The sequence below is a fragment of the Pseudomonas sp. Z1-29 genome (assembly GCF_051131995.1).
Classification (GTDB): Bacteria; Pseudomonadota; Gammaproteobacteria; order Pseudomonadales; family Pseudomonadaceae; genus Aquipseudomonas.
In genome coordinates, this window is record NZ_CP071645.1 from 1,802,590 (window position 1) to 1,823,302 (window position 20,713).

Below are 20,713 nucleotides of genomic sequence, written 5' to 3' on the forward strand. Positions count from 1 at the left end.
ATTCGCACCATGACCGCCATCGCTCGTATGACCCTGCTCACCCTCGTCCTGGGCCTGAGCGCTTGTGCGGTCCAGCGTCCACCGGAGCCTTCGGCGCCATTGCCACCGATTCCGCCTTCGACGCCGACCACCAAACCAGGCCCGTCGACCGCGCCCGGCAAACCCGTGACCCCGAACAAACCGGCCAAGCCGCTGCCGCGCACCTCCGCCAGTTTCGCTCCACCACCGGGCGGCAACAGCCACTGGGACGCCAAGCTCGGGGTCTATGTGCTGGACAAGCAGCCCAACACGTTCTATCGCCAGCGCACCTATTATCGTTGGAACAACGGCTGGAGCCGCTCCGTCAGCCCGAACGGCCCGTGGGAAGAAACCACTATCGAAGGCGTACCGGCGGGGCTCGGACAGAAGTTTCACTGAAGCCTGGGCCTTGGTGGCGAGGGAGCTTGCTCCCTCGCCACCAGAAGGTTCGACCTGTCATCCCCAGCGTCGTAGAATGCGCGCCTTTGCGAGCCTTAACTGGCCAACGCGTATTGATCGGAGCACCTGACCATGACGACCACCCCGACCGGCGACTACCTGGAAACCCTCTACGAAGGCTATGGCCAGCGTTTTCGCATGGACAAGCTGCTGCACGAAGTGCGCACCGAGCACCAGCACCTGGTGATTTTCGAAAACCCGCGCATGGGCCGGGTCATGGCCCTGGATGGTGTCATCCAGACCACCGAAGCCGATGAATTCATCTATCACGAGATGCTCACCCACGTACCCATCCTCGCTCATGGCGCCGTCAAGCGCGTGCTGATCATCGGTGGCGGTGACGGCGGCATGCTCCGTGAAGTGACCAAGCACGTCGGCATCGAGCACATCACCATGGTCGAGATCGATGGTACGGTGGTGGACATGTGCAAGGAGTTCCTGCCCAACCACTCCAAGGGTGCCTACGACGACCCGCGGCTGAACCTGGTGATCGACGATGGCATGCGTTTCGTCGCCACCACCCAGGAGAAATTCGACGTCATCATTTCCGACTCCACCGACCCGATCGGCCCGGGCGAAGTGCTGTTCTCGGAAAACTTCTACCAGGCTTGCCATCGCTGCCTGAACGAAGGCGGGATCCTGGTGACCCAGAACGGCACGCCGTTCATGCAACTGGGCGAAGTGCAGACCACCGCCGGACGCTTGCACGGCCTGTTCGCCGACTGGCATTTTTACCAGGCCGCTGTGCCGACCTACATCGGCGGCGCCATGACCTTCGCCTGGGGCTCGACTGATACCGCTCACCGCAAGCTTTCTCGCGAAACCCTGCGCGAGCGCTTCATTGGCAGCGGTATCGTGACGCGCTACTACAACCCCGAGATCCACCTGGGCGCGTTCGCCATGCCGCAATATGTGCTGCAGGCGATCAACAAGCCGAGCAACGACTGAGGCCTCGCAATTGAGGCGAGATCCTTCTGTGGCGAGGGAGCTTGCTCCCGCTGGGGCGCGAAGCGGCCCTCCTGGATCTACCTGACACACCCAGTTGCCTCAGCGTGTGTTGGGGGCCGCTTCGCAGCCCAGCGGGAGCAAGCTCCCTCGCCACAAGAGCGCTGGGGTGCTTTTGTGTTTCCAGATATTCATTGAACGAAATTTTCACCAAGTCTTGTCGACAATCCCCCGCGCTCTGTCGCCAGCGGTTATTTAATGGCAATGCCATGGCCGTTCGTGCGACATTCGCGCACTTGCGCAAGCCCCGGGCCTGATATCTGGCCAACAGAGGGCGCGCCGTTGTTCTATTTGTCACTCCAACTCCAATAGGTCCTCAAACGACATGGCAATCCCGGACGCCCTGAGTCAGCAGCGCACCACGCATCGCCTGCTGCAACCGACCGTCAAATCGCACCTGGCCTACACGTTGCTCTGTGCGTTGGTGATAATGGTCATGCTGAGCCTGCTGCGCGTTGCGCTGCTGGTCTACAACCGCGAGATGATCCTTGATACACCGGCCTCTACCTTCGTTGAAGCGTTCGCCAACGGCCTGCGTTTCGACGTGCGCCTGGTGGTCTACCTGTGCATCCCGCTGCTGCTGGCCCTGTTCAGCGCACGGGCGATGGCGGCACGTGGATTCTTTCGTTTCTGGCTGACCGTCACGTCCAGCATCGCGCTGTTTCTCGGCTTGATGGAAATGGACTTCTACCGCGAGTTCCACCAGCGCCTCAACGGCCTGGTCTTCCAATATGTGCAGGAAGACCCGAAAACCGTCATGAGCATGCTCTGGTACGGTTTCCCGGTGGTGCGCTACCTGCTGGCCTGGGCCGGCGGCACGCTGATCCTGGCCCTGGCCTTCAAAGGTGCTGATCGCGCTACCCGGCCACGCGGGCCGTTCAGTGGCGGCAGCATCGGCACCCGCCAGATCGCCCCGTGGTATGGCCGCGTCGCGGTGTTCCTGGTCTGCCTGGTGGTGGCCGTCGCCGCCGCCCGTGGCACCTTGCGCCAAGGCCCGCCCCTGCGTTGGGGCGACGTCTATACCACCGATTCGAACTTCGCCAACCAGTTGGGCCTCAACGGTACTCTGTCGCTGGTGGCGGCGGCCAAGAGCCGAATGTCCGAACACCGTGACAATGTCTGGAAGGCCACCCTCGAATCGTCGCTGGCGCAGCAGACCGTGCGCGACATGCTGGTGATGCCCGACGACAAGCTCGTCGACGCCGGGACTGCCGCGGTAAGACGCGACTACACGCCGCCGGCCGACAAGACACTGCCGATCAAGAACGTGGTGGTGATCCTGATGGAAAGCATGGCCGGTCACTCGGTCGGCGCCCTGGGCGCGCCGGGTAACATCACGCCATACCTGGACAAGCTGTCCAAGGAAGGCCTGCTGTTCGACCGCTTCTTCTCCAACGGCACCCACACCCACCAGGGCATGTTTGCCACCATGGCGTGTTTCCCGAACCTGCCCGGTTTTGAATACCTGATGCAGACCCCGGAAGGCAGTCACAAGCTCTCGGGCCTGCCGCAACTGCTCAGCGCCCGGGACTACGACGATGTGTATGTCTACAACGGCGATTTCGCCTGGGACAACCAGTCGGGTTTCTTCAGCAACCAGGGCATGACCACGTTCATCGGACGCAATGACTATGTGAACCCGGTGTTCTCCGACCCGACCTGGGGCGTGTCCGACCAGGACATGTTCGACCGTGGCCTGATCGAGCTCAAGGCGCGCGAGAACGGCAAGCCGTTCTATGCGTTGTTGCAGACCCTGTCCAACCACACGCCTTACGCACTGCCGACGCCGTTGCCGGTCGAGCCGGTCACGGACCGTGGTCGCCTGAACGAACACTTGACCGCCATGCGTTACTCCGATTGGGCGCTGGGGCAGTTCTTCGAGAAAGCGCGCAAGGAGCCTTACTTCAAGGAAACCCTGTTTGTCGTGGTCGGCGACCATGGCTTCGGCAACGAGCGTCAGATCACCGAAATGGACCTTGGCCGCTTCAACGTGCCGATGTTGCTGATCGGCCCGGGCATCCAGGAAAAATTCGGCCAGCGCAGCCACACCGTGGGCACCCAGGTCGATATCGTCCCAACCATCATGGGACGGCTCGGCGGACAGGTGCGTAACCAGTGCTGGGGCCGTGACCTGTTGAACCTGCCGTCAGGCGACACCGGGTTTGGCGTGATCAAGCCGTCGGGCAGCGACCAGACCACCGCGATCATTCGCGACGACACGATCCTGGTACTGCCGGAAGAAAAGGCCATGCCAGCGAAGCTGTTCCGCTATCAGCTGGGGGCCAATCCGCATGCCGAGATCATTCCGGACGCACCTGACACCGCTCAGATGAAACTCAAGCTCGAGGCGTTCCTGCAAACCGCGACCAAGAGCCTGCTGGATAACACCGCCGGTGTTGTTGACGGCAAGCCGGACTGATAATCGCGACGTATAAAAAAAGAGGCCTCAAAGGCCTCTTTTTTTACGCTTGGTGTTTTATATCTTGCCAAGTAACAACAAGATCAACAGCACGACCAGCACAACGCCGATGATACCGGACGGGCCATAACCCCAACTTCTGGAGTGCGGGAAGACCGGAAGGCCACCGATCAGCAGGAGGATCAGGATGATGATAAGAATAGTGCCCATTGTTGATTTCCTTATTGGTCAGTTCTGGAGTGATGTAACTTTCAACTGCCAGCGCGCGTGCGTTGAATCCGGGCGGCTTATTAAGTCCGACCGTAACGTCCTGTAAAAAATTCAAAAGTTTTTATTGTTGAGCGTAAAACACAAGAGCACTGAAACCCCGTGGCGAGGGAGCTTGCTCCCGCTGGGCTGCGTAGCGGCCCTTTAATTGAAACCGACTCCGTTAACGAGGCGGCATCATGGAGGCCGCTCCGCGCTGGAACGCCAGCCCGCCCAGCGAGAGCACTCCCTCGCCCGGTACCTCAACCCTCCACGGTTTGCCCTCGCCATTCAGCAATCTGATGGTGCATGGGTCTGTTCGGGTCCTTCGCTACACTCGGCGCATCTCTCCCGGAACAACAAGGCTGTTTCCCTATGCAAAATCGCATGATGATCACCGGTGCCGGCTCCGGCCTGGGCCGCGAAATCGCGCTGCGCTGGGCCCGTGAAGGCTGGCGCCTGGCCCTGTCCGATGTCAGCGAGCCCGGCCTTCAGGAAACCCTCAGGCTGGTGCGCGAGGTCGGTGGCGAGGGTTTCGTCCAGCGCTGTGACGTGCGCGACTACAGCCAGCTCACCGCATTCGCCCAGGCCTGCGAGGAGAAGCTTGGCGGCATCGACATCATCGTCAATAACGCTGGCGTGGCTTCGGGCGGGTTCTTCAGCGAGCTCTCGCTGGAGGATTGGGACTGGCAGATCGCAATCAACCTGATGGGGGTGGTCAAGGGCTGCAAGGCGTTCCTGCCACTGCTGGAAAAAAGCCGCGGCAAGATCATCAACATCGCCTCCATGGCGGCGCTGATGCAGGGGCCTGCCATGAGCAACTACAACGTGGCCAAGGCCGGCGTCGTGGCGCTGTCGGAAAGCCTGCTGGTCGAGCTGGCCCAGCAGGAAATCGGCGTACACGTGGTATGTCCGTCGTTCTTCCAGACCAACCTGCTGGACTCGTTCCGTGGCCCGACCCCGGCCATGAAGGCCCAGGTGGGCAAACTGCTGGAAAGCTCGCCGATCACCGCGGCGGACATTGCCGATTACATCTACCAGCATGTCGCCCAGGGTGAATTCATGATCCTGCCCCACGAGCAGGGGCGCATGGCCTGGGCCCTCAAACAGAAAAATCCGCAACTGCTGTACGACGAAATGACCGCCATGGCCGACAAGATGCGCGCCAAGGCACGGCAGGCCTGAGTTGACCTGATTGCCGGGTGTCCTCAGGATGGCGCCATTCGTGCCTTCCTGATGGACATAGCAATGCTCAATTACCTGTGGTTTTTTCTCGCCGCGCTGTTCGAGATCGCTGGCTGCTACGCCTTCTGGATGTGGTTGCGCCAGGGCAAGAGTGCCTGGTGGATCGTGCCGGCGCTGCTCAGCCTTGCGTTATTCGCCCTGTTGCTGACGCGCATCGAAGCCACTTATGCCGGTCGTGCCTACGCCGCCTACGGTGGCATTTACATCATCGCCTCGATCGGCTGGCTGGCCGTGGTGGAACGGGTGCGGCCGCTGGGTTCCGACTGGATCGGCGTGGCCCTCTGTGTCGTGGGGGCCAGCGTGATTCTGTTCGGTCCGCGTTTTTCGGGGCCATAAACTGCCGTTTCGGCGGGGTTTTGCAGGACGTTTCCTTCAGCCAACGGAAAGTTGTTCGTAGGGGTTTACTGAATTCCCGCCGGTATCTTGTGCTCGGAAAACAGGCCGTGCATGGTCAATGTCCAATCACTCTTAAGGACAAGACCATGCTCGTATTAAGCCGTACCGTAGGTGAGTTGATTTCCATCGGTGATGAGATTTCCGTCCGTGTGCTGTCGATCAGCGGCGGCACCGTGCGCTTTGGCGTAGAAGCGCCTCGGCACGTGGAGGTTCATCGTTCCGAGGTTTACGACAGGATCCAGAGAAAAAAGGCCGGATCCGACCGCAAGGTCGGTTAATCGAACAGATGTCTGGGCACATCGTGCTTGAGCATCAATTGGCACTGTTCGCTTTCGGGATCGAAGACAATCATGGCCTGGCCTTTGGTCAGGGCCTGCCTGACCCGCAGGACGCGGGTTTCCAGCGGGGTATCGTCGCCATTGTCAGTACCGTCACGGGTGACGAAATCCTCGATCAGGCGGGTGAGCGTATCGACTTCGAGTTGGTCGTAGGGGATCAGCATGGTGGGGCTCCGCAAAACAATAGAGCGGATGCTACGGTGGATGCGCTGCTGCGGCTAGCCTGAGTTCTGTAGAGCCATGCGGGCCTCATCGCGAGCAGGCTCGCTCCCACCTCGATGGCGTAATTACCTTGTGGGAGCGAGCCTGCTCGCGAAAGCATCGTAAGAATCGATAAGGGCTTGGTTCAGCTATCCGAACGGTGCCCGATCAGGCTGTCCACCGACGGCACCCGGGTGTCGCTTTCCATCTGCGCATCGTGCTCGATCTGATGGCTGAAGCGATCCAGTGATCCCTGGGCCGGTTGGGCGTCGCTGGCAAATACCGGAGGGCTCAGGATGTAGGCACCGAGCAGGCGGCTCAGCGCGGCCAGGCTGTCGATGTGGGTGCGCTCGTAACCATGGGTCGCGTCGCAGCCGAAGGCGAGCAGGGCAGTGCGGATGTCGTGCCCGGCGGTAATCGCCGAATGGGCGTCGCTGAAGTAATAGCGAAACAGGTCGCGGCGCGCCGGTAGTTCGTGCTCCTTGGCCAGCTTCAGCAAATGTCGCGACAGATGGTAGTCGTACGGGCCTCCCGAGTCCTGCATGGCCACGCTTACCGCATGTTCGCTGGAGTGCTGGCCTGGCGCGACCGGTGCAATGTCTATCCCGACGAATTCGCTGACGTCCCAAGGCAGCGCGGCCGCCGCGCCGCTGCCGGTTTCCTCGGTGATGGTGAACAGCGGGTGGCAGTCGATCAACAGTTCCTCGCCGCTGTCGACAATCGCCTTGAGCGCCGCCAGCAACGCGGCGACCCCGGCCTTGTCATCCAGGTGACGGGCGCTGATATGGCCGCTTTCGGTGAACTCCGGCAAGGGGTCGAACGCCACATAGTCGCCGATGCCCACCCCCAACGTTTCGCAATCGGCGCGGGTGGCGCAGTAGGCGTCCAGGCGCAGTTCGATGTGGTCCCAACTGATGGGCATCTCATCCACGGCGGTGTTGAACGCGTGCCCGGAAGCCATCAGCGGCAGCACGCTGCCACGGATCACCCCAGTGTCGGTAAACAGGCTGACCCGGCTGCCCTCGGCAAAGCGGCTCGACCAGCAGCCCACCGGCGCCAGCGTCAGGCGGCCGTTGTCCTTGATGGCGCGAACGGAGGCGCCGATGGTGTCCAGGTGAGCCGATACGGCCCGGTCGGGGCTGCTCTTGCGGCCCTTGAGGGTGGCGCGGATCGTGCCGCGCCGGGTCATTTCGAAAGGGATGCCCAGCTCTTCGAGCCGCTCGGCAACGTACCGCACGATGGTATCGGTGAAGCCGGTCGGGCTGGGAATGGCGAGCATTTCCAACAGGACTTTCTGCAGGTATGCGAGATCCGGTTCGGGAATTTTGCTGATCATGGAAACTCCTCGCGGAACGTTAAGTTTTGCATAGGGGAACCTTGTGGCGAGGGAGCTTGCTCCCGCTGGGCCGCGAAGCGGTCCTTCTTTTCAGACCTCGGGGCCTGAGCGACCGCTTCGCGGCCGAGCGGGAGCAAGCTCCCTCGCCACGGAGAGATTTGAGTCAGACCACTGCCTGGCTATGGGGAAACAACAGATCCACAAAGCGCTCGGCAGTGGGTTGCGGTTCATGGTTGGCCAGGCCGGCGCGTTCGTTGGCTTCGATGAACACGTACTCCGGTTGATCGGCCGCCGGTACCAGCAGGTCGAGGCCGACCATCGGGATGTCCAGCGCCCGCGCGGCGCGCACCGCCGCATCGGCCAGGGTCGGATGCAGAATCGCGGTGACGTCTTCCAGCACGCCGCCGGTATGCAGGTTTGCGGTGCGCCGGACAAACAGATGCTCACCCGCCGGCAGCACGCTGTCATAGTCATACCCGGCCGCGCTCAGCGTTCGCTCGGTCTCGGCATCCATCGGGATCTTGCTTTCACCCCCGGTAGCCGCCTGCCGCCGCCGGCTCTGCGCCTCGATCAGCGCGCCAATGGTGTGCTGGCCGTCGCCGATCACTTCTGCCGGGCGCCGGATCGCCGCCGCCACCACTTCAAAACCGATCACCAGAATTCGCAAGTCGAGCCCTTCGTGGAAGCTCTCCAGCAGCACGCGGCTGTCGAAGCGTCGGGCTGTTTCGATGGCGTTCTGGACTTCCTCGATGGTCCGCAGGTCCACCGCCACGCCCTGGCCCTGTTCGCCGTCCAGCGGCTTGACCACCACGCGCTCGTGTTCATCTAGAAACGCCAGGTTGTCGTCGGCATTGCCCGCCAGCTGTTGCGCCGGCAGGTTCAGACCGGCATTTTTCAGCACCTTGTGGGTCAGGCTCTTGTTCTGGCACAGGGTCATGCTGATCGCACTGGTCAAGTCGCTCAGCGATTCCCGGCAGCGAACCCGCCGGCTGCCATGCACCAGGGTGAACAGCCCGGCCTCGGCGTCATCCACTTGCACTTCGATGCCACGCCGGTGCGCTTCCTCGACGATGATCCGCGCGTACGGGTTGAATTGCGCCTCGGGCCCCGGCCCGAGGAACAGCGGCTGGTTGATGCCGTTCTTGCGTTTGATGGCGAAGGTCGAAAGGTTGCGGAAACCGAGCTTGGCGTAGAGATTTTTCGCCAGGCGATTGTTGTGCAGCACCGACAGGTCCAGGTAGCTCAAGCCACGGCTCATGAAATGCTCGATGAGATGGCGCACCAGCACTTCGCCGACGCCGGGCCGCGAACATTGCGGGTCCACCGCCAGGCACCAGAGGCTGCTGCCGTTTTCCGGGTCGTTGAACGCTTTCTGGTGGTTGAGGCCCATGACGCTGCCGATCACCGCGCCGGTGTCGTCGTCTTCGGCCAGCCAGTACACCGGGCCGCCCTGGTGACGCGGGGTCAGGCGCTCGGGATCGATGGGCAGCATGCCGCGAGCCTGGTAGAGCTGGTTGATGGCTTGCCAGTCGCTCTCGCTCTGGGCCCGGCGGATCCGGAAGCCGCGAAACACTCGCGTGGCTTGGCGATAATCGCTGAACCACAGGCGCAGGGTATCCGACGGGTCAAGGAACAGATGCGCCGGTTCCAGCCCCAGCACTTGCTGCGGCGCGGCGACGTACAAGGCAATGTCACGCTCGCCGGGCTGCTCGTTGAGCAGCTCCTGGGCAAGAGTCGCCGGGTCCGGAAAGGTATGGCCGATGAGCAAGCGGCCCCAGCCGCAATGCACGGCGATCGGAGCGGCGCCCAGTTCGCTGCCATCTTCGGCCAGGCGCGCCTGTAAGCGTTCGTAGGACGGTGGCTGTCCACGCAAGAGACGTTGGTTGTGAAGGGTCGGGTGGGGTTTCATCAGTCAGATTCCTTGCTCGCTGAGCCACAGGTTCAGCGCCGCCAATTGCCATAACCGCGAGCCGCGCAAAGGCGTGAGCTGGCCGTTGGGATCGGTCAGCAAACGGTCGAGCATGGTCGGGTTGAACAAGCCGCGATCCTGGCTCGGGTCCAGCAGCAGTTCGCGAACCCAGGCCAGGGTGTTGCCTTCCAAGTGCTTGAGGCCCGGGACCGGGAAATAACCTTTCTTGCGATCGATGACCTCGCTCGGAATCACCCGGCGGGCCGCTTCCTTGAGTACCTGCTTGCCGCCATCGGGCAGCTTGAATTTCGCCGGCACCCGTGCCGAAAGCTCCACCAGCCGGTAGTCGAGGAACGGCGTGCGCGCTTCCAGGCCCCAGGCCATGGTCATGTTGTCGACGCGCTTGACCGGGTCGTCCACCAGCATCACGGTGCTGTCCAGGCGCAGGGCCTTGTCGACGGCCGCATCGGCGCCCGGCTGGGCGAAGTGCTCCTTGACGAAGTCGCCGGCGGCGTCGTTGGCCGTCAGCCATCCAGGCTGCACGGTCGCGGCATATTCTTCATAGCTGCGGTCGAAGAACGCGGCGCGATAGGCGGCGTACGGGTCGCTGGCGCCGTCCACTTGCGGATACCAGTGGTAACCGGCGAACAGCTCGTCGGCGCCCTGGCCGCTTTGTACCACTTTGCAGTGCTTGGCGACTTCCCGCGACAACAGGTAAAAGGCGATGCAGTCGTGGCTGACCATCGGCTCGCTCATGGCGCGAAACGCCGCTGGCAGCTGTTCGATGATTTCTTTCTCATCGATGCGCAACTGATGATGGCGGGTGCCGTAGTGCTTGGCGATCAGGTCCGAATACTGGAACTCGTCACCGCGCTCGCCGCCGGCGTCCTGGAAGCCGATGGAGAAGGTGGACAGGTCTTCCACGCCCACTTCGCGCAACAGGCCGACGAGCATGCTCGAATCGACGCCGCCCGAGAGCAGCACGCCCACGTCGACGGCGGCGCGCTGGCGAATGGCGACGGCTTCGCGGGTGCTGTCGAGCACGCGATCGATCCAGTCTTCCAGGTTGAGGTTCTGTTCATCGGACCGTGGGCCGTAGGGCAGCGTCCACCAGGTTTTCTGCTCGGTGCGACCGTCCGCTTCGATGCGCATCCAGGTCGCCGGTGGCAGTTTTTCGATGCCCGCCAACAAGGTGCGTGGCGCCGGGACGACCGCGTGGAAATTCAGATAGTGATTGAGGGCGATCGGGTCAAGCACCGGATTGATGTCGCCACCCTTGAGCAGGGCCGGCAGCGCCGAGGCAAAGCGCAGGCGCTGGCCGGTACGCGACAGGTACAGCGGCTTGACGCCGAGACGGTCGCGGGCGATGAACAGCCGCTTGGCGTCGCGTTCCCAGATGGCGAAGGCGAACATGCCATTGAGTTTGGGCAGCAGGGCTTCGCCCCAGGCGTGATAACCCTTGAGCAACACTTCGGTGTCGCCGCCAGAGTAGAAGGTGTAGCCCAGGCCTTCGAGTTCGCTGCGCAGTTCCGGGTAGTTGTAGATCGCGCCGTTGAACGCCAGGGACAGGCCCAGTTGATTGTCGATCATCGGCTGGGCCGAACCATCGGACAGGTCCATGATTTTCAGGCGCCGGTGGCCGAGGGCGATCGGCCCCTGGCTATGAAAGCCCCACGCGTCAGGGCCGCGAGGGGCCAGGTGGTGGGTGATGCGCTCTACGGCCGCAAGGTCCGCAGGTTGTTGATCGAAACGTAACTCACCAGCTAATCCGCACATAAGTCCTTACCGGTTTTTCCGTTGGGGAGGGGTCAATCCGTACACACCGAAATGGCGGGTACTCTGAAACTGACCGGAGGGATTGCTCTGAGTTTTATATCGATGCGTTATAAGCCGACGGGTGGGGATCGCAGGTCATTCAGACCGACGAACACCCCGTGGGAGCGAGCCTGCTCGCGAAAGCGTTGTGTAAGGCGCCCCGATGGTGGCTGATCTACCGCTTTCGCGAGCAGGCTCGCTCCCACAGGGGAAAGGATGGCCAGTCGTCAATTGGCCTTGCCGCGAATCACCGCCCGCAAGGCAAACCGGTTCGGGTGGCAGGCCTCGGCGACGCTTCGCGGCAGTGGCAGCGGTTCGTTGTCCAGCCAGGCGGCGATCAGTTCGCCCGACAGCGGCGCAGTGATCAGGCCCCGGGAGCCATGCCCGCTGTTGACGTACAGGCCGTCGAGCCAGGGACACGGCGTGTCCGGCACTTGGCGCGCATCCTTGCCCAGGGCCGCGTAGGTTTCGACGAACGCCCGGCTGTCAGCCAGCGGTCCGACAATCGGCAGGTAATCGGGGCTGGTGCAACGGAACGCCGCGCGGCCTTCGAGGCGCTGCGGATCGAGGGTATCGGCGTTCAGGCGGTCCACCAGATCGTGGGAGATTTCTTCGAGCATTTGCAGGTTGCCGGCGTGCTCGGCGGCGGTGGGGGTCAGGTCATCGCTGTGGAAATCGAAACTGGCGCCCAGGGTGTGCTCGGCCATTCGCGACGGCGCCACATAGCCTTCGGCGCAGACCACCGTCGCCAGGCTTTGGCTGCGGGTGGTTTGCGTCAGCCGCGTGATCTGCCCGCGAATGCGCTTGAGGGGTAACCCGGCGGCCGGTTCGAAGCGTTTGATCTCGGCGGCGCTGGCGAGGATTACCACCGGGGCGCTGGCCAGGCAACGTTCGCCGTCCCAAGCCTGCCATTGGCCGTCGACACGTCGCAGTTCAAGCACTTCGCGATGTGGCTGCACGGTAATCGCAGCAGCCGAGGCTTGCCAGCGGCACAGGGCTGGCGGGTGTACCCAGCCGCCTTCGGGATAGAACAGGCCGCCACAGGCCAGGCCGATACCAGACTGCGCCTCGGCTTCGGCGCGATCGACAATTCGCAGCAGACCCGCGGGAAACGCCTCGGCCAGTTGGCGCTGGCGTTGGCCTTCCTTCTCGTTGAAGGCCAGCTGCAAGACTCCGCATCCGTCCCAGTCGAGGCCCCGTTGCAGGTTTTCGAGCAAGCGCCGGGTGTAGCCGAAACCGCTGAGGATCATCTGCGACAACGCCGTGCCGTGGGCCGACAACTTGAGGTACAGCACGCCTTGGGGGTTGCCGGACGCTTCCTCGGCCAACCCGGCGTGACGCTCCAGCAAGGTCACTCGCCAGCCGCGGGCCGCGAGACTCGCCGCGCTGGCGCAACCGGCCAGGCCGCCGCCGATCACCAGCGCATGGCGTTCGCCAGCCGGCGGGGCGGGGCGGGCGTACCAGGGCTTGGCCGGGGCGGGTTTGGGCACCTGGTCCGGCCAGCCGAGAAATACCCCACGGAGAATTTCCCACTTGTGGCCGATGCCCGGGGTGCGCTTCATCTTGAAGCCCGCCGCATTGAGCAGCCTGCGCACCCAACCGGTGCTGGTAAAGGTGCTGAGGGTGGCGCCGGGCGCTGCCAGCCGCGCCAGTTCGGCGAACAGCTCGGCGGTCCACATCTCCGGGTTTTTCGCCGGGGCAAAACCGTCGAGGAACCAGGCGTCGATCTGTCCGTCCAGCTGCGGCAGTTGCTCCAGTGCATCGCCAATCAACAGGGTCAATGTCACTCGCCCGCCCGCCAGGGTCATGCGCTGGAAACCCTGGTGAATCGCGACGTACTGCTCAAGTAATTGATCAGCCTGGTACTTGAGCTCCGGCCACAGGGCAAGGGCCCGACGCAGGTCCTCGGGGCTCAGGGGAAATTTTTCGACGCTGACGAAATGCAAGCGCGCACCGGTCGGTGCGCATTCTTCGAACAGCTGCCAGGCGCAGAGAAAATTCAGCCCGGTGCCAAATCCGGTTTCGCCGATCACCAGTCGTCCGTGCTCCGCCAGCGCGGCGAAACGCTCGGCCAGGTTGTTCTGCGCAAGGAACACGTAGCGGGTTTCTTCCAGGCCCGACTGGTCGGAGAAATACACGTCGCCGAATACCCGGGAGCGGGGGCGACCCTGGTCATCCCAGTCGAGTTGGGCGTGGTGCTGGATGGGCGTCATGGCTGGCTCGGTCAAAACAAGGTCGCCATTCTAGCCGATCAGCGCCGCAATGCCTGATCCACGGCAAGCGTGGGCATGTCTGAAGGGAATCTGCTGCGCAGCGGCGTATCCAATCCGCTAGTCTTGCCCCATTCCTGGAAGGAGCTGTCCATGTTCGAATCCGCTGAAATCGGTCACGTCGTCGACAAAGAAACCTATGAAGCCGAGGTGCCGGCATTGCGTGAAGCATTGCTCGAAGCTCAGTACGAGTTGCATCAGCAAGGCCGCTTCCCGGTCATCATCCTGATCAACGGCATCGAAGGCGCGGGCAAAGGCGAGACGATAAAGCTGCTCAACGAATGGATGGATCCGCGGCTGATCGAGGTGCGCACCTTCGACCAGCAGACCGACGAGGAACTGGCGCGGCCGCCGGCCTGGCGCTATTGGCGGATGCTGCCAGCGAAGGGGCGGATGGGGATCTTTTTTGGCAACTGGTACAGCCAGATGCTCCAGGGGCGGGTGCACGGCGAGTTCAAGGACCCGCGGCTCGATCAGGCGATCAACGGCGCCGAGCGTCTGGAGAAGATGCTCTGCGATGAGGGCGCGCTGATCTTCAAGTTCTGGTTCCACCTCTCCAAGAAGCAGATGAAGGCCCGCCTGAAAAGTCTCAAGGACGACCCGCTGCACAGCTGGCGGATCAGCCCCTTGGACTGGCAGCAGTCCCAGACCTACGACAAGTTCGTCAAATACGGCGAGCGCGTGCTGCGCCGCACCAGTCGCGACTACGCACCCTGGCATGTGATCGAAGGCGTGGATGCCTGTTATCGCAGCCTCGCGGTCGGGCAGATTTTGCTCGAAGGCCTGCGCCAGGCCCTGGACCGACCGAAGATCAGCCCGGAAAAAGTCAACGTGGCAGCATTGCCGGCACTGGACGACCAAGTGACCTTGCTCGACAGCCTCGACATGACGCTGCGCCTGGACAAGGCCGATTATGAGGAGCAGTTGATCACCGAGCAGGCCCGCTTCGCCGGGCTGCTGCGGGACAAGCGCATGCGCCGGCACGCCCTGGTGGCGGTGTTCGAAGGTAACGACGCGGCGGGCAAGGGTGGGGCGATCCGTCGGGTCGCCGCGGCGCTCGACCCGCGTCAGTACAGCATCGTGCCGATTGCCGCGCCCACCGAGGAAGAACGCGCCCACCCCTACATGTGGCGTTTCTGGCGGCACATTCCGGCGCGGGGCAAGTTCACCATGTTCGACCGCTCCTGGTACGGGCGGGTATTGGTGGAGCGGGTCGAAGGTTTTTGCAGCCGTGCCGACTGGCTGCGAGCCTACGGTGAAATCAACGACTTCGAAGAACAACTGGCCGATGCCGGCGTGGTGGTGGTGAAGTTCTGGCTGGCCATTGACAAGGAGACCCAACTGGAGCGCTTCCAGGAACGCGAGGAAATCCCGTTCAAGCGGTTCAAGATCACCGAGGATGATTGGCGCAACCGTGACAAGTGGGATGCCTATCGGTCGGCGGTCTGCGACATGGTCGATCGCACCAGCACCGAAATATCACCGTGGACCCTGGTCGAAGCGAACGACAAGCGTTGGGCCCGGGTCAAGGTATTGCGTACGCTCAACGACGCGCTGGAGGCCGCGTTCGAACGTTCCGCCAGGCAGGCGCGCAAAAAGAAATAGGCCGATGGCGGCGCATACGCGAGGTGAATGATTGTCGCGTTCGGTTATGGGCTGGATTTATCCTCGAATCCACTCCTGAACCGATAACAACAATGAGGTAACCGTCATGCGTGAAGTGGTGATCGTCGACAGCGTACGGACCGGCCTGGCCAAGTCCTTTCGCGGCAAGTTCAACATGACCCGCCCGGACGACATGGCGGCCCATTGCGTCAACGCGTTGCTGGCGCGTAACGATATTGACCCGGCCAGCGTCGAGGACTGTATCGTCGGCGCCGGTTCCAACGAAGGCGCCCAAGGCTACAACATCGGGCGCAACGTGGCGGTGCTCTCGCAGCTGGGCATCGGCACGGCCGGGATGACACTGAACCGCTTCTGTTCCTCGGGCCTGCAAGCCATCGCCATCGCCGCCAACCAGATCGCCTCCGGCTGCAGCGAGATCATCGTCGCCGGTGGCGTGGAATCCATCAGCCTGACGATGAAAAGCGTCAACACTGACAACCTGATCAACCCCTTGCTCAAGGAGCAGGTGCCGGGGATCTACTTCCCCATGGGCCAGACCGCCGAGATCGTCGCGCGCCGTTACCAGGTCAGCCGCGATGAGCAGGACCGCTACGCCTTGCAGAGCCAGCAGCGCACTGCCCGGGCCCAGGCAGCCGGGCTGTTCGACGATGAAATCGTGCCGATGGCGGTGAAATACCGGGTCGAGGACAAGACCACCGGTGCGGTGCAGATCGTTGACGGGGTGGTTGATCGCGATGATTGCAACCGCCCCGATACCACGTATGAAAGCCTGGCCGGGCTGAAACCGGTGTTCGCCGAAGACGGTTCGGTGACGGCGGGCAACTCTTCGCAGTTATCCGACGGCGCCTCGATGACCCTGGTGATGAGCCTGGAAAAAGCCCTGGCGTTGGGGCTCAAGCCCAAGGCATTTTTCCGTGGCTTTACCGTGGCCGGCTGCGAGCCGGACGAGATGGGCATCGGCCCGGTGTTCTCGGTGCCTAGATTGCTCCAGGCCAAGGGTTTGCAGATCGGCGATATCGATTTGTGGGAGCTCAACGAAGCGTTTGCATCCCAGTGCCTGTACAGCCGCAATCGACTGGAGATCGATAACGAGAAATACAACGTCAACGGCGGCTCGATTTCCATCGGTCACCCGTTCGGCATGACCGGCTCGCGGCAGGTGGGGCATCTGGTGCGTGAGTTGCAACGGCGCAGCCTGCGCTACGGCGTCGTGACCATGTGCGTGGGCGGCGGGATGGGGGCAACGGGGTTGTTCGAGGCGGTTCGCTAACCGCCGCCCTAGTGGCAAGGATGGTTATGTGTGGCGAGGGGATTTATCCCCGCTGGGCTGCGCAGCAGCCCCGATATCAGCGACTGGGTATATCAGGCCCGATTGGATGACCTTGTGGGGCCGCTTCGCGGCCCAGCGGGGATAAATCCCCTCGCCACGGAAGCTTCTCTTCACCAGCTATCGAGCCCTCAGTTGGCAACCTGGTCAGCTGCAGCATCCGCTGGATATACGCCGCTATCTCCCGCTCCGCAGCCTCGCGGCTTTCGAACGGACCTTCCTGGGTGCCTTCGCGCGTATCGAAATAGAACTTGCCATTCTCCCGGACGATCCGATCGCTGCTGCGGTAAATCGTCTTGGGAGCATCTGTATCTTCGGCGCGCGTTCCAGGCATTTCGGTCTCCATTGGGGGCTGCGTGGTCGTTTCAATTGAGCATATGTGGTGCCGCCGTTTTGCGCCTGTCCAGCCGATCGACGGCTACGACCCTTACAATTCCATCAGCGTCGCAGCGCCAACTGTCCCTGTGTTGCCGAGCGATTCGGACCTAGAATACTCGTTCATGTCTTGGCTTCGAGGGTTGCATGCACATATCGTCCGGTCGCTGGGTCTACGGCCTGTTCCTCGCCCTGCTGACCGCCTTGTTGTGGGGAATCCTGCCGATCAAGCTCAAGCAAGTGCTGCAGGTGATGGATCCGGTGACGGTGACCTGGTTTCGGCTGACGGTGTCCGGTGGCCTGCTGTTCATCTACCTGGCGGCAACCCGACGCCTGCCCAGCCGCAAGGTGCTCGGCCCCCGTGGCGGTTGGCTGGTAGGCATGGCGGTGCTGGGGCTGGTGGGCAATTATGTGCTGTACCTGATGGGCCTGAACCGCCTGAGCCCCGGCACCGCCCAACTGGTGGTGCAGATGGGGCCGATCATGCTGCTGGTCGCCAGCCTGTTTGTATTCAAGGAGCGTTTCAGCGTGGGGCAGGGCATTGGTTTGCTGGTGCTGCTGATCGGTTTTGCGCTGTTCTTCAATCAGCGCCTCGTCGAATTGCTGACATCCCTGAGCGAGTACACCGTCGGCGTTCTGTTGGTATTGCTGGCCTCGACCGTCTGGACGTTCTATGCCCTGGGCCAGAAGCAATTGCTGACGGTGTGGAATTCATTGCAAGTAATGATGGTGATCTACCTGTTCTGCGCGCTGTTGCTCACGCCCTGGGTGCATCCACTGGAAGCGTTGCAACTGAGCCCGCTGCAAGGCTGGCTATTGTTGGCCTGCTGCCTCAATACGCTGATTGCCTATGGCGCGTTCGCCGAGGCGTTGGCGCATTGGGAGGCTTCGCGGGTCAGCGCGACGCTGGCGATCACGCCGCTGGTGACCTTCGCGGCCGTGGCGATGGCTGCCTGGTGGTGGCCCGACTATGTGCATGCCGAGCAGATCAATCTGCTGGGTTACGGTGGGGCAGTGTTGGTGGTATTGGGGTCGGCGCTGGTGGCGCTGGGGCCATCTCTCATCGCCGGGCTCAGGGCCCGGCGCGAACGCCTGGCGCTGGGGCGTTAGCCCCCCTGTGGGAGCGGGCTTGCTCGCGAAAGCGGACTGTCAGGCAACAGTGATGTCGAGCCTGCCGGCCTCATCGCGAGCAAGCTCGCTCCCACAGTGGAGCTTGGGTGGAGGCGATAGCGCGGTTCACACAAATTCCTTGTGGGAGCGAGCTTGCTCGCGATGGCGGGCTATTGATCAACGCACAACTCAGCCCTGGCCACCCGCTTCCAGCATGTTCTCCGGCCTGACCCAGGCGTCGAACTCTTCGTCGGTCAGATACCCCAACTGCACCGCTGCCTCCCGTAGCGTCAGCCCTTCGCCGTAGGCTTTCTTGGCGATCTCCGCCGACTTGTCGTAGCCGATATGCGGATTCAGCGCCGTCACCAGCATCAGGCCACGCTCCAGGTGCGCGGTCATCTGCTCGCCATCCGGTTCGAGGCCGGCGATGCAGTGCTGCTGGAAGTTGCTGCAGCCGTCGGCCAGCAGGCGGATCGATTGCAGCAGGTTGTGGATGATCACCGGCTTGAACACGTTCAACTGCAAGTGTCCCTGACTGGCGGCAAAACCGATCGCCACGTCATTGCCCAATACCTGGCACGCCAGCATCGACAAGGCTTCACACTGGGTCGGGTTGACCTTGCCAGGCATGATCGAGCTGCCCGGTTCGTTGGCCGGCAATTTCACTTCGGCAAATCCCGCCCGTGGCCCGGAGCCCAGCAGGCGCAGGTCATTGGCGATTTTCATCAGCGTCACGGCCAGGGTTTTCAACGCGCCGGACAACGTGGTCAACGGTTCGTGACCTGCCAGTGCGGCGAACTTGTTCGGCGCCGTGACAAAAGGCAGCCCGGACAGCGCCGCAAGTTCAGCGGCAATCGCTTCGCCGAAACCGTGCGGCGAATTGAGCCCGGTGCCCACCGCCGTGCCGCCCTGGGCCAGCTCGCAGACCGCCGGCAACGAAGCGCGGATTGCCCGCTCGGCGTAGTCGAGTTGGGCAATGAAGGCGGACAGTTCCTGGCCGAACGTGATCGGCGTGGCATCCATCATGTGGGTGCGGCCGGTCTTGACCAGTTTCATGTGGCGCGCCGCCAGTTCCGCGAGGCCGCCGGACAACTCGCTGATGGCCGGCAGCAATTGCTGGTACACGGCCTGGGCGGCGGCGATGTGCATGGCGGTGGGGAAGCAGTCGTTGGAGCTCTGGGACCGGTTGACATGGTCGTTGGGGTGCACCGGGCTCTTGCCGCCACGGGGGTTGCCCGCCAGCTCGTTGGCGCGCCCGGCGATCACCTCGTTGACGTTCATGTTGCTCTGGGTTCCGCTGCCGGTCTGCCAGACCACCAGGGGAAACTGATCGTCATGCTGGCCGGCCAGCACCTCGTCGGCCGCCTGTTCGATCAGGCGGGCGATGTCGGCGGGCAAGTCACCGTTGCGGTCGTTGACCCGCGCGGCGGCTTTCTTGACCAGCGCCAGGGCATGCAGCACCGACAGCGGCATGCGTTCGTTGCCAATGGCAAAGTTGATCATCGAGCGCTGTGTCTGGGCGCCCCAATAGGCTTCATCCGGGACTTCAACCTGGCCAAGGCTGTCGGTTTCGATACGGCTCATCGGGTCAAACTCCTGTAGGGCTGAATGCGCAGTTTAGGCCCTGACGGGCGTCACCGGTTCCCTCAATCTAGGGCTGGCCGGTTCGGCCCGTCAATCAGTCGAGCCAAGTACAGGGTTGAGCCCCGGCGTTTTTTAGGCGCAGAATGGTCGCCCTTGGGGTTTTACCTCGCCTGTTAGAAAAGGAAACTCGATGACCCGTCTTCGTGCCATCTGTACCGCAGTTGCTCTGGTGTGTGCCAGCGGCCCTGTTCTTGCCGATACCGCCAGCCACAACGCCAGTGCCGAAGCGTTCCTGACCCTGGCGCACGCTGACAAGCTGGGTACTCCGGTGTACATGCAGGTACAGCAGATGTTTGCCCAGCGCTTTGAGCAGACCAAGGCTCCCGAGTCGAAAAAAGCCACCCTGGAAACCTACCAGGCCAAGGCCAATGCCGCCCTGGACCAGGCGATCGGCTGGAACAAGCTCAAGCCGGACATGGTCAAGCTCTACACCTCCAACTTCAGCGAATCGGAGCTCAAGGACCTGGTGTCCTTCTATCAGTCTCCCTTGGGCAAGAAGGTCCTGGAAAAAATGCCGCAGCTGACCCAGCAATCGGCGCAACTGACCCAGGCCAAGCTGGAAAGCGCGGTGCCGGTGGTCAACAAGCTGCTGGCCGACATGACCGCCGAGCTTGAGCCGAAAGCCGCCGCCCCGGCCAAGAAAAAGCCATAAGCGGAGCCCTGGCATGAGCATGCAACAACGCATTGAATCGACCCTCGGGCTGCTGCAGCCCGAGCACCTGCAAGTGCTCGATGAAAGCCACATGCACAGCCGTGGGCTTGAGACCCACTTCAAGGCAGTGGTGGTCAGCCAGCAGTTCGAGGGGCTCAATCGGGTCAAGCGACACCAGAAGGTCTACGGTACGTTGGGCGAGCTGATGGGCGAATTCCATGCGCTGGCGCTGCACACCTACACGCCTGAAGAATGGGCCCAGGTCGACGCAGCCCCGGCATCGCCAACCTGTGCCGGTGGCAGTAAGCACTGATATTTGAGA

19 protein-coding genes are annotated in these 20,713 nt (G+C 62.6%); 11 read left to right on the top strand and 8 right to left on the bottom strand.

The genetic code is table 11. The features are described from left to right. Window positions 1-9: 9 nt before the first annotated feature. The 3 genes from J3P84_RS08420 (at window position 10) to J3P84_RS08430 (ending at window position 3,901) form a co-directional block, all read left to right on the top strand. Window positions 10-417 carry a hypothetical protein gene (locus J3P84_RS08420; protein ID WP_305499657.1) on the top strand — a complete coding sequence of 136 codons (408 nt, stop codon included), beginning with the start codon at window positions 10-12 and terminating at the stop codon, window positions 415-417. A 132-nt stretch (window positions 418-549) separates the two neighbouring features. Beyond that, complete coding sequence (gene speE / locus J3P84_RS08425) at window positions 550-1,425, top strand: polyamine aminopropyltransferase (RefSeq protein ID WP_305499658.1); 876 nt, start codon at window positions 550-552, stop codon at window positions 1,423-1,425. 382 nt (window positions 1,426-1,807) lie between these two features. Then, window positions 1,808-3,901 carry an LTA synthase family protein gene (locus J3P84_RS08430; protein WP_434629279.1) on the top strand — a complete coding sequence of 698 codons (2,094 nt, stop codon included), beginning with the start codon at window positions 1,808-1,810 and terminating at the stop codon, window positions 3,899-3,901. Between the two features lie 57 nt (window positions 3,902-3,958). Here the strand turns inward: J3P84_RS08430 and J3P84_RS08435 are convergent, their stop codons facing one another. Continuing rightward, window positions 3,959-4,111: a DUF3309 family protein gene (locus tag J3P84_RS08435; protein WP_018606531.1), complete on the bottom strand. Its 153-nt coding sequence runs from the start codon at window positions 4,109-4,111 to the stop codon at window positions 3,959-3,961. Window positions 4,112-4,522: 411 nt separating this feature from the next. Between J3P84_RS08435 and J3P84_RS08440 the strand changes: the two genes are divergently transcribed. From J3P84_RS08440 to csrA, 3 genes are all read left to right on the top strand, one after another. Further along, window positions 4,523-5,332 carry an SDR family oxidoreductase gene (locus J3P84_RS08440; RefSeq protein ID WP_434629281.1) on the top strand — a complete coding sequence of 270 codons (810 nt, stop codon included), beginning with the start codon at window positions 4,523-4,525 and terminating at the stop codon, window positions 5,330-5,332. A 63-nt stretch (window positions 5,333-5,395) separates the two neighbouring features. Further along, window positions 5,396-5,728, top strand: coding sequence for a YnfA family protein (locus tag J3P84_RS08445; RefSeq protein WP_434629283.1), 333 nt, complete (start codon window positions 5,396-5,398; stop codon window positions 5,726-5,728). A 146-nt stretch (window positions 5,729-5,874) separates the two neighbouring features. Next, window positions 5,875-6,066 carry a carbon storage regulator CsrA gene (gene csrA / locus J3P84_RS08450; protein ID WP_305499663.1) on the top strand — a complete coding sequence of 64 codons (192 nt, stop codon included), beginning with the start codon at window positions 5,875-5,877 and terminating at the stop codon, window positions 6,064-6,066. Here csrA and J3P84_RS08455 read toward each other — a convergent pair. The 5 genes from J3P84_RS08455 to mnmC form a co-directional block, all read right to left on the bottom strand. Beyond that, window positions 6,063-6,290, bottom strand: coding sequence for a YheU family protein (locus J3P84_RS08455; protein ID WP_305499664.1), 228 nt, complete (start codon window positions 6,288-6,290; stop codon window positions 6,063-6,065). The two genes, csrA and J3P84_RS08455, sit on opposite strands and share 4 nt — an antisense overlap. Before the next feature lie 182 nt (window positions 6,291-6,472). Beyond that, window positions 6,473-7,663 carry an osmoprotectant NAGGN system M42 family peptidase gene (locus J3P84_RS08460; RefSeq protein ID WP_434629286.1) on the bottom strand — a complete coding sequence of 397 codons (1,191 nt, stop codon included), beginning with the start codon at window positions 7,661-7,663 and terminating at the stop codon, window positions 6,473-6,475. 163 nt (window positions 7,664-7,826) lie between these two features. Further along, the gene (gene ngg / locus J3P84_RS08465) at window positions 7,827-9,572 is read right to left on the bottom strand and encodes an N-acetylglutaminylglutamine synthetase (protein WP_434629288.1); all 1,746 of its coding nucleotides are present in this window, start codon (window positions 9,570-9,572) and stop codon (window positions 7,827-7,829) included. 3 nt (window positions 9,573-9,575) lie between these two features. Next, window positions 9,576-11,348, bottom strand: a complete 1,773-nt coding sequence (locus J3P84_RS08470) for an N-acetylglutaminylglutamine amidotransferase (RefSeq protein WP_434629290.1) — start codon at window positions 11,346-11,348, stop codon at window positions 9,576-9,578. Between the two features lie 266 nt (window positions 11,349-11,614). Then, entirely contained in the window at window positions 11,615-13,600 is a 1,986-nt protein-coding gene (gene mnmC / locus J3P84_RS08475; RefSeq protein WP_434629292.1) for a bifunctional tRNA (5-methylaminomethyl-2-thiouridine)(34)-methyltransferase MnmD/FAD-dependent 5-carboxymethylaminomethyl-2-thiouridine(34) oxidoreductase MnmC, read from the bottom strand. 150 nt (window positions 13,601-13,750) lie between these two features. Between mnmC and pap the strand changes: the two genes are divergently transcribed. Both pap and J3P84_RS08485 read left to right on the top strand, forming a co-directional pair. Then, window positions 13,751-15,262 (top strand): polyphosphate:AMP phosphotransferase, encoded by a 1,512-nt coding sequence (gene pap, locus J3P84_RS08480; protein ID WP_434629294.1) that lies wholly within the window; start codon window positions 13,751-13,753, stop codon window positions 15,260-15,262. Window positions 15,263-15,368: 106 nt separating this feature from the next. Beyond that, entirely contained in the window at window positions 15,369-16,553 is a 1,185-nt protein-coding gene (locus J3P84_RS08485) for a thiolase family protein (RefSeq protein ID WP_434572700.1), read from the top strand. Window positions 16,554-16,629: 76 nt separating this feature from the next. Here the strand turns inward: J3P84_RS08485 and J3P84_RS08490 are convergent, their stop codons facing one another. Further along, window positions 16,630-16,944 carry a DUF6316 family protein gene (locus J3P84_RS08490; RefSeq protein WP_434629296.1) on the bottom strand — a complete coding sequence of 105 codons (315 nt, stop codon included), beginning with the start codon at window positions 16,942-16,944 and terminating at the stop codon, window positions 16,630-16,632. Between the two features lie 188 nt (window positions 16,945-17,132). On the opposite strand from J3P84_RS08490, the gene J3P84_RS08495 reads away from it, so the two are divergent. Then, on the top strand, window positions 17,133-18,095 hold the full coding sequence (locus tag J3P84_RS08495; protein ID WP_434629298.1) for a DMT family transporter: 963 nt from the start codon (window positions 17,133-17,135) through the stop codon (window positions 18,093-18,095). Window positions 18,096-18,284: 189 nt separating this feature from the next. Here J3P84_RS08495 and J3P84_RS08500 read toward each other — a convergent pair whose 3' ends face one another. Further along, a complete protein-coding gene (locus tag J3P84_RS08500) occupies window positions 18,285-19,679 on the bottom strand; it encodes a class II fumarate hydratase (RefSeq protein WP_434629300.1) in 1,395 nt (464 codons plus the stop codon). Between the two features lie 190 nt (window positions 19,680-19,869). On the opposite strand from J3P84_RS08500, the gene J3P84_RS08505 reads away from it, so the two are divergent. Next, a complete protein-coding gene (locus J3P84_RS08505; protein WP_030141033.1) occupies window positions 19,870-20,391 on the top strand; it encodes a DUF2059 domain-containing protein in 522 nt (173 codons plus the stop codon). A 13-nt stretch (window positions 20,392-20,404) separates the two neighbouring features. Further along, window positions 20,405-20,704, top strand: coding sequence for a BolA family protein (locus tag J3P84_RS08510; protein WP_434601443.1), 300 nt, complete (start codon window positions 20,405-20,407; stop codon window positions 20,702-20,704). The last annotated feature ends 9 nt before the right edge of the window (window positions 20,705-20,713 follow it).

Bases quoted from the DNA above. Each gene is read 5' to 3' on its own strand.
- J3P84_RS08420 (WP_305499657.1), top strand. From the start codon at position 10: ATGACCGCCATCGCTCGTATGACCCTGCTCACCCTCGTCCTGGGCCTG.
- J3P84_RS08505 (WP_030141033.1), top strand. From the start codon at position 19,870: ATGACCCGTCTTCGTGCCATCTGTACCGCAGTTGCTCTGGTGTGTGCC.
- J3P84_RS08435 (WP_018606531.1), bottom strand. From the start codon at position 4,111: ATGGGCACTATTCTTATCATCATCCTGATCCTCCTGCTGATCGGTGGC.
- ngg (WP_434629288.1), bottom strand. From the start codon at position 9,572: ATGAAACCCCACCCGACCCTTCACAACCAACGTCTCTTGCGTGGACAG.
- J3P84_RS08430 (WP_434629279.1), top strand. From the start codon at position 1,808: ATGGCAATCCCGGACGCCCTGAGTCAGCAGCGCACCACGCATCGCCTG.
- J3P84_RS08470 (WP_434629290.1), bottom strand. From the start codon at position 11,348: ATGTGCGGATTAGCTGGTGAGTTACGTTTCGATCAACAACCTGCGGAC.
- pap (WP_434629294.1), top strand. From the start codon at position 13,751: ATGTTCGAATCCGCTGAAATCGGTCACGTCGTCGACAAAGAAACCTAT.
- J3P84_RS08495 (WP_434629298.1), top strand. From the start codon at position 17,133: ATGCACATATCGTCCGGTCGCTGGGTCTACGGCCTGTTCCTCGCCCTG.
- J3P84_RS08445 (WP_434629283.1), top strand. From the start codon at position 5,396: ATGCTCAATTACCTGTGGTTTTTTCTCGCCGCGCTGTTCGAGATCGCT.
- J3P84_RS08490 (WP_434629296.1), bottom strand. From the start codon at position 16,944: ATGCCTGGAACGCGCGCCGAAGATACAGATGCTCCCAAGACGATTTAC.
- J3P84_RS08510 (WP_434601443.1), top strand. From the start codon at position 20,405: ATGAGCATGCAACAACGCATTGAATCGACCCTCGGGCTGCTGCAGCCC.
- csrA (WP_305499663.1), top strand. From the start codon at position 5,875: ATGCTCGTATTAAGCCGTACCGTAGGTGAGTTGATTTCCATCGGTGAT.
- J3P84_RS08485 (WP_434572700.1), top strand. From the start codon at position 15,369: ATGCGTGAAGTGGTGATCGTCGACAGCGTACGGACCGGCCTGGCCAAG.
- J3P84_RS08440 (WP_434629281.1), top strand. From the start codon at position 4,523: ATGCAAAATCGCATGATGATCACCGGTGCCGGCTCCGGCCTGGGCCGC.
- speE (WP_305499658.1), top strand. From the start codon at position 550: ATGACGACCACCCCGACCGGCGACTACCTGGAAACCCTCTACGAAGGC.
- J3P84_RS08460 (WP_434629286.1), bottom strand. From the start codon at position 7,663: ATGATCAGCAAAATTCCCGAACCGGATCTCGCATACCTGCAGAAAGTC.
- mnmC (WP_434629292.1), bottom strand. From the start codon at position 13,600: ATGACGCCCATCCAGCACCACGCCCAACTCGACTGGGATGACCAGGGT.
- J3P84_RS08500 (WP_434629300.1), bottom strand. From the start codon at position 19,679: ATGAGCCGTATCGAAACCGACAGCCTTGGCCAGGTTGAAGTCCCGGAT.
- J3P84_RS08455 (WP_305499664.1), bottom strand. From the start codon at position 6,290: ATGCTGATCCCCTACGACCAACTCGAAGTCGATACGCTCACCCGCCTG.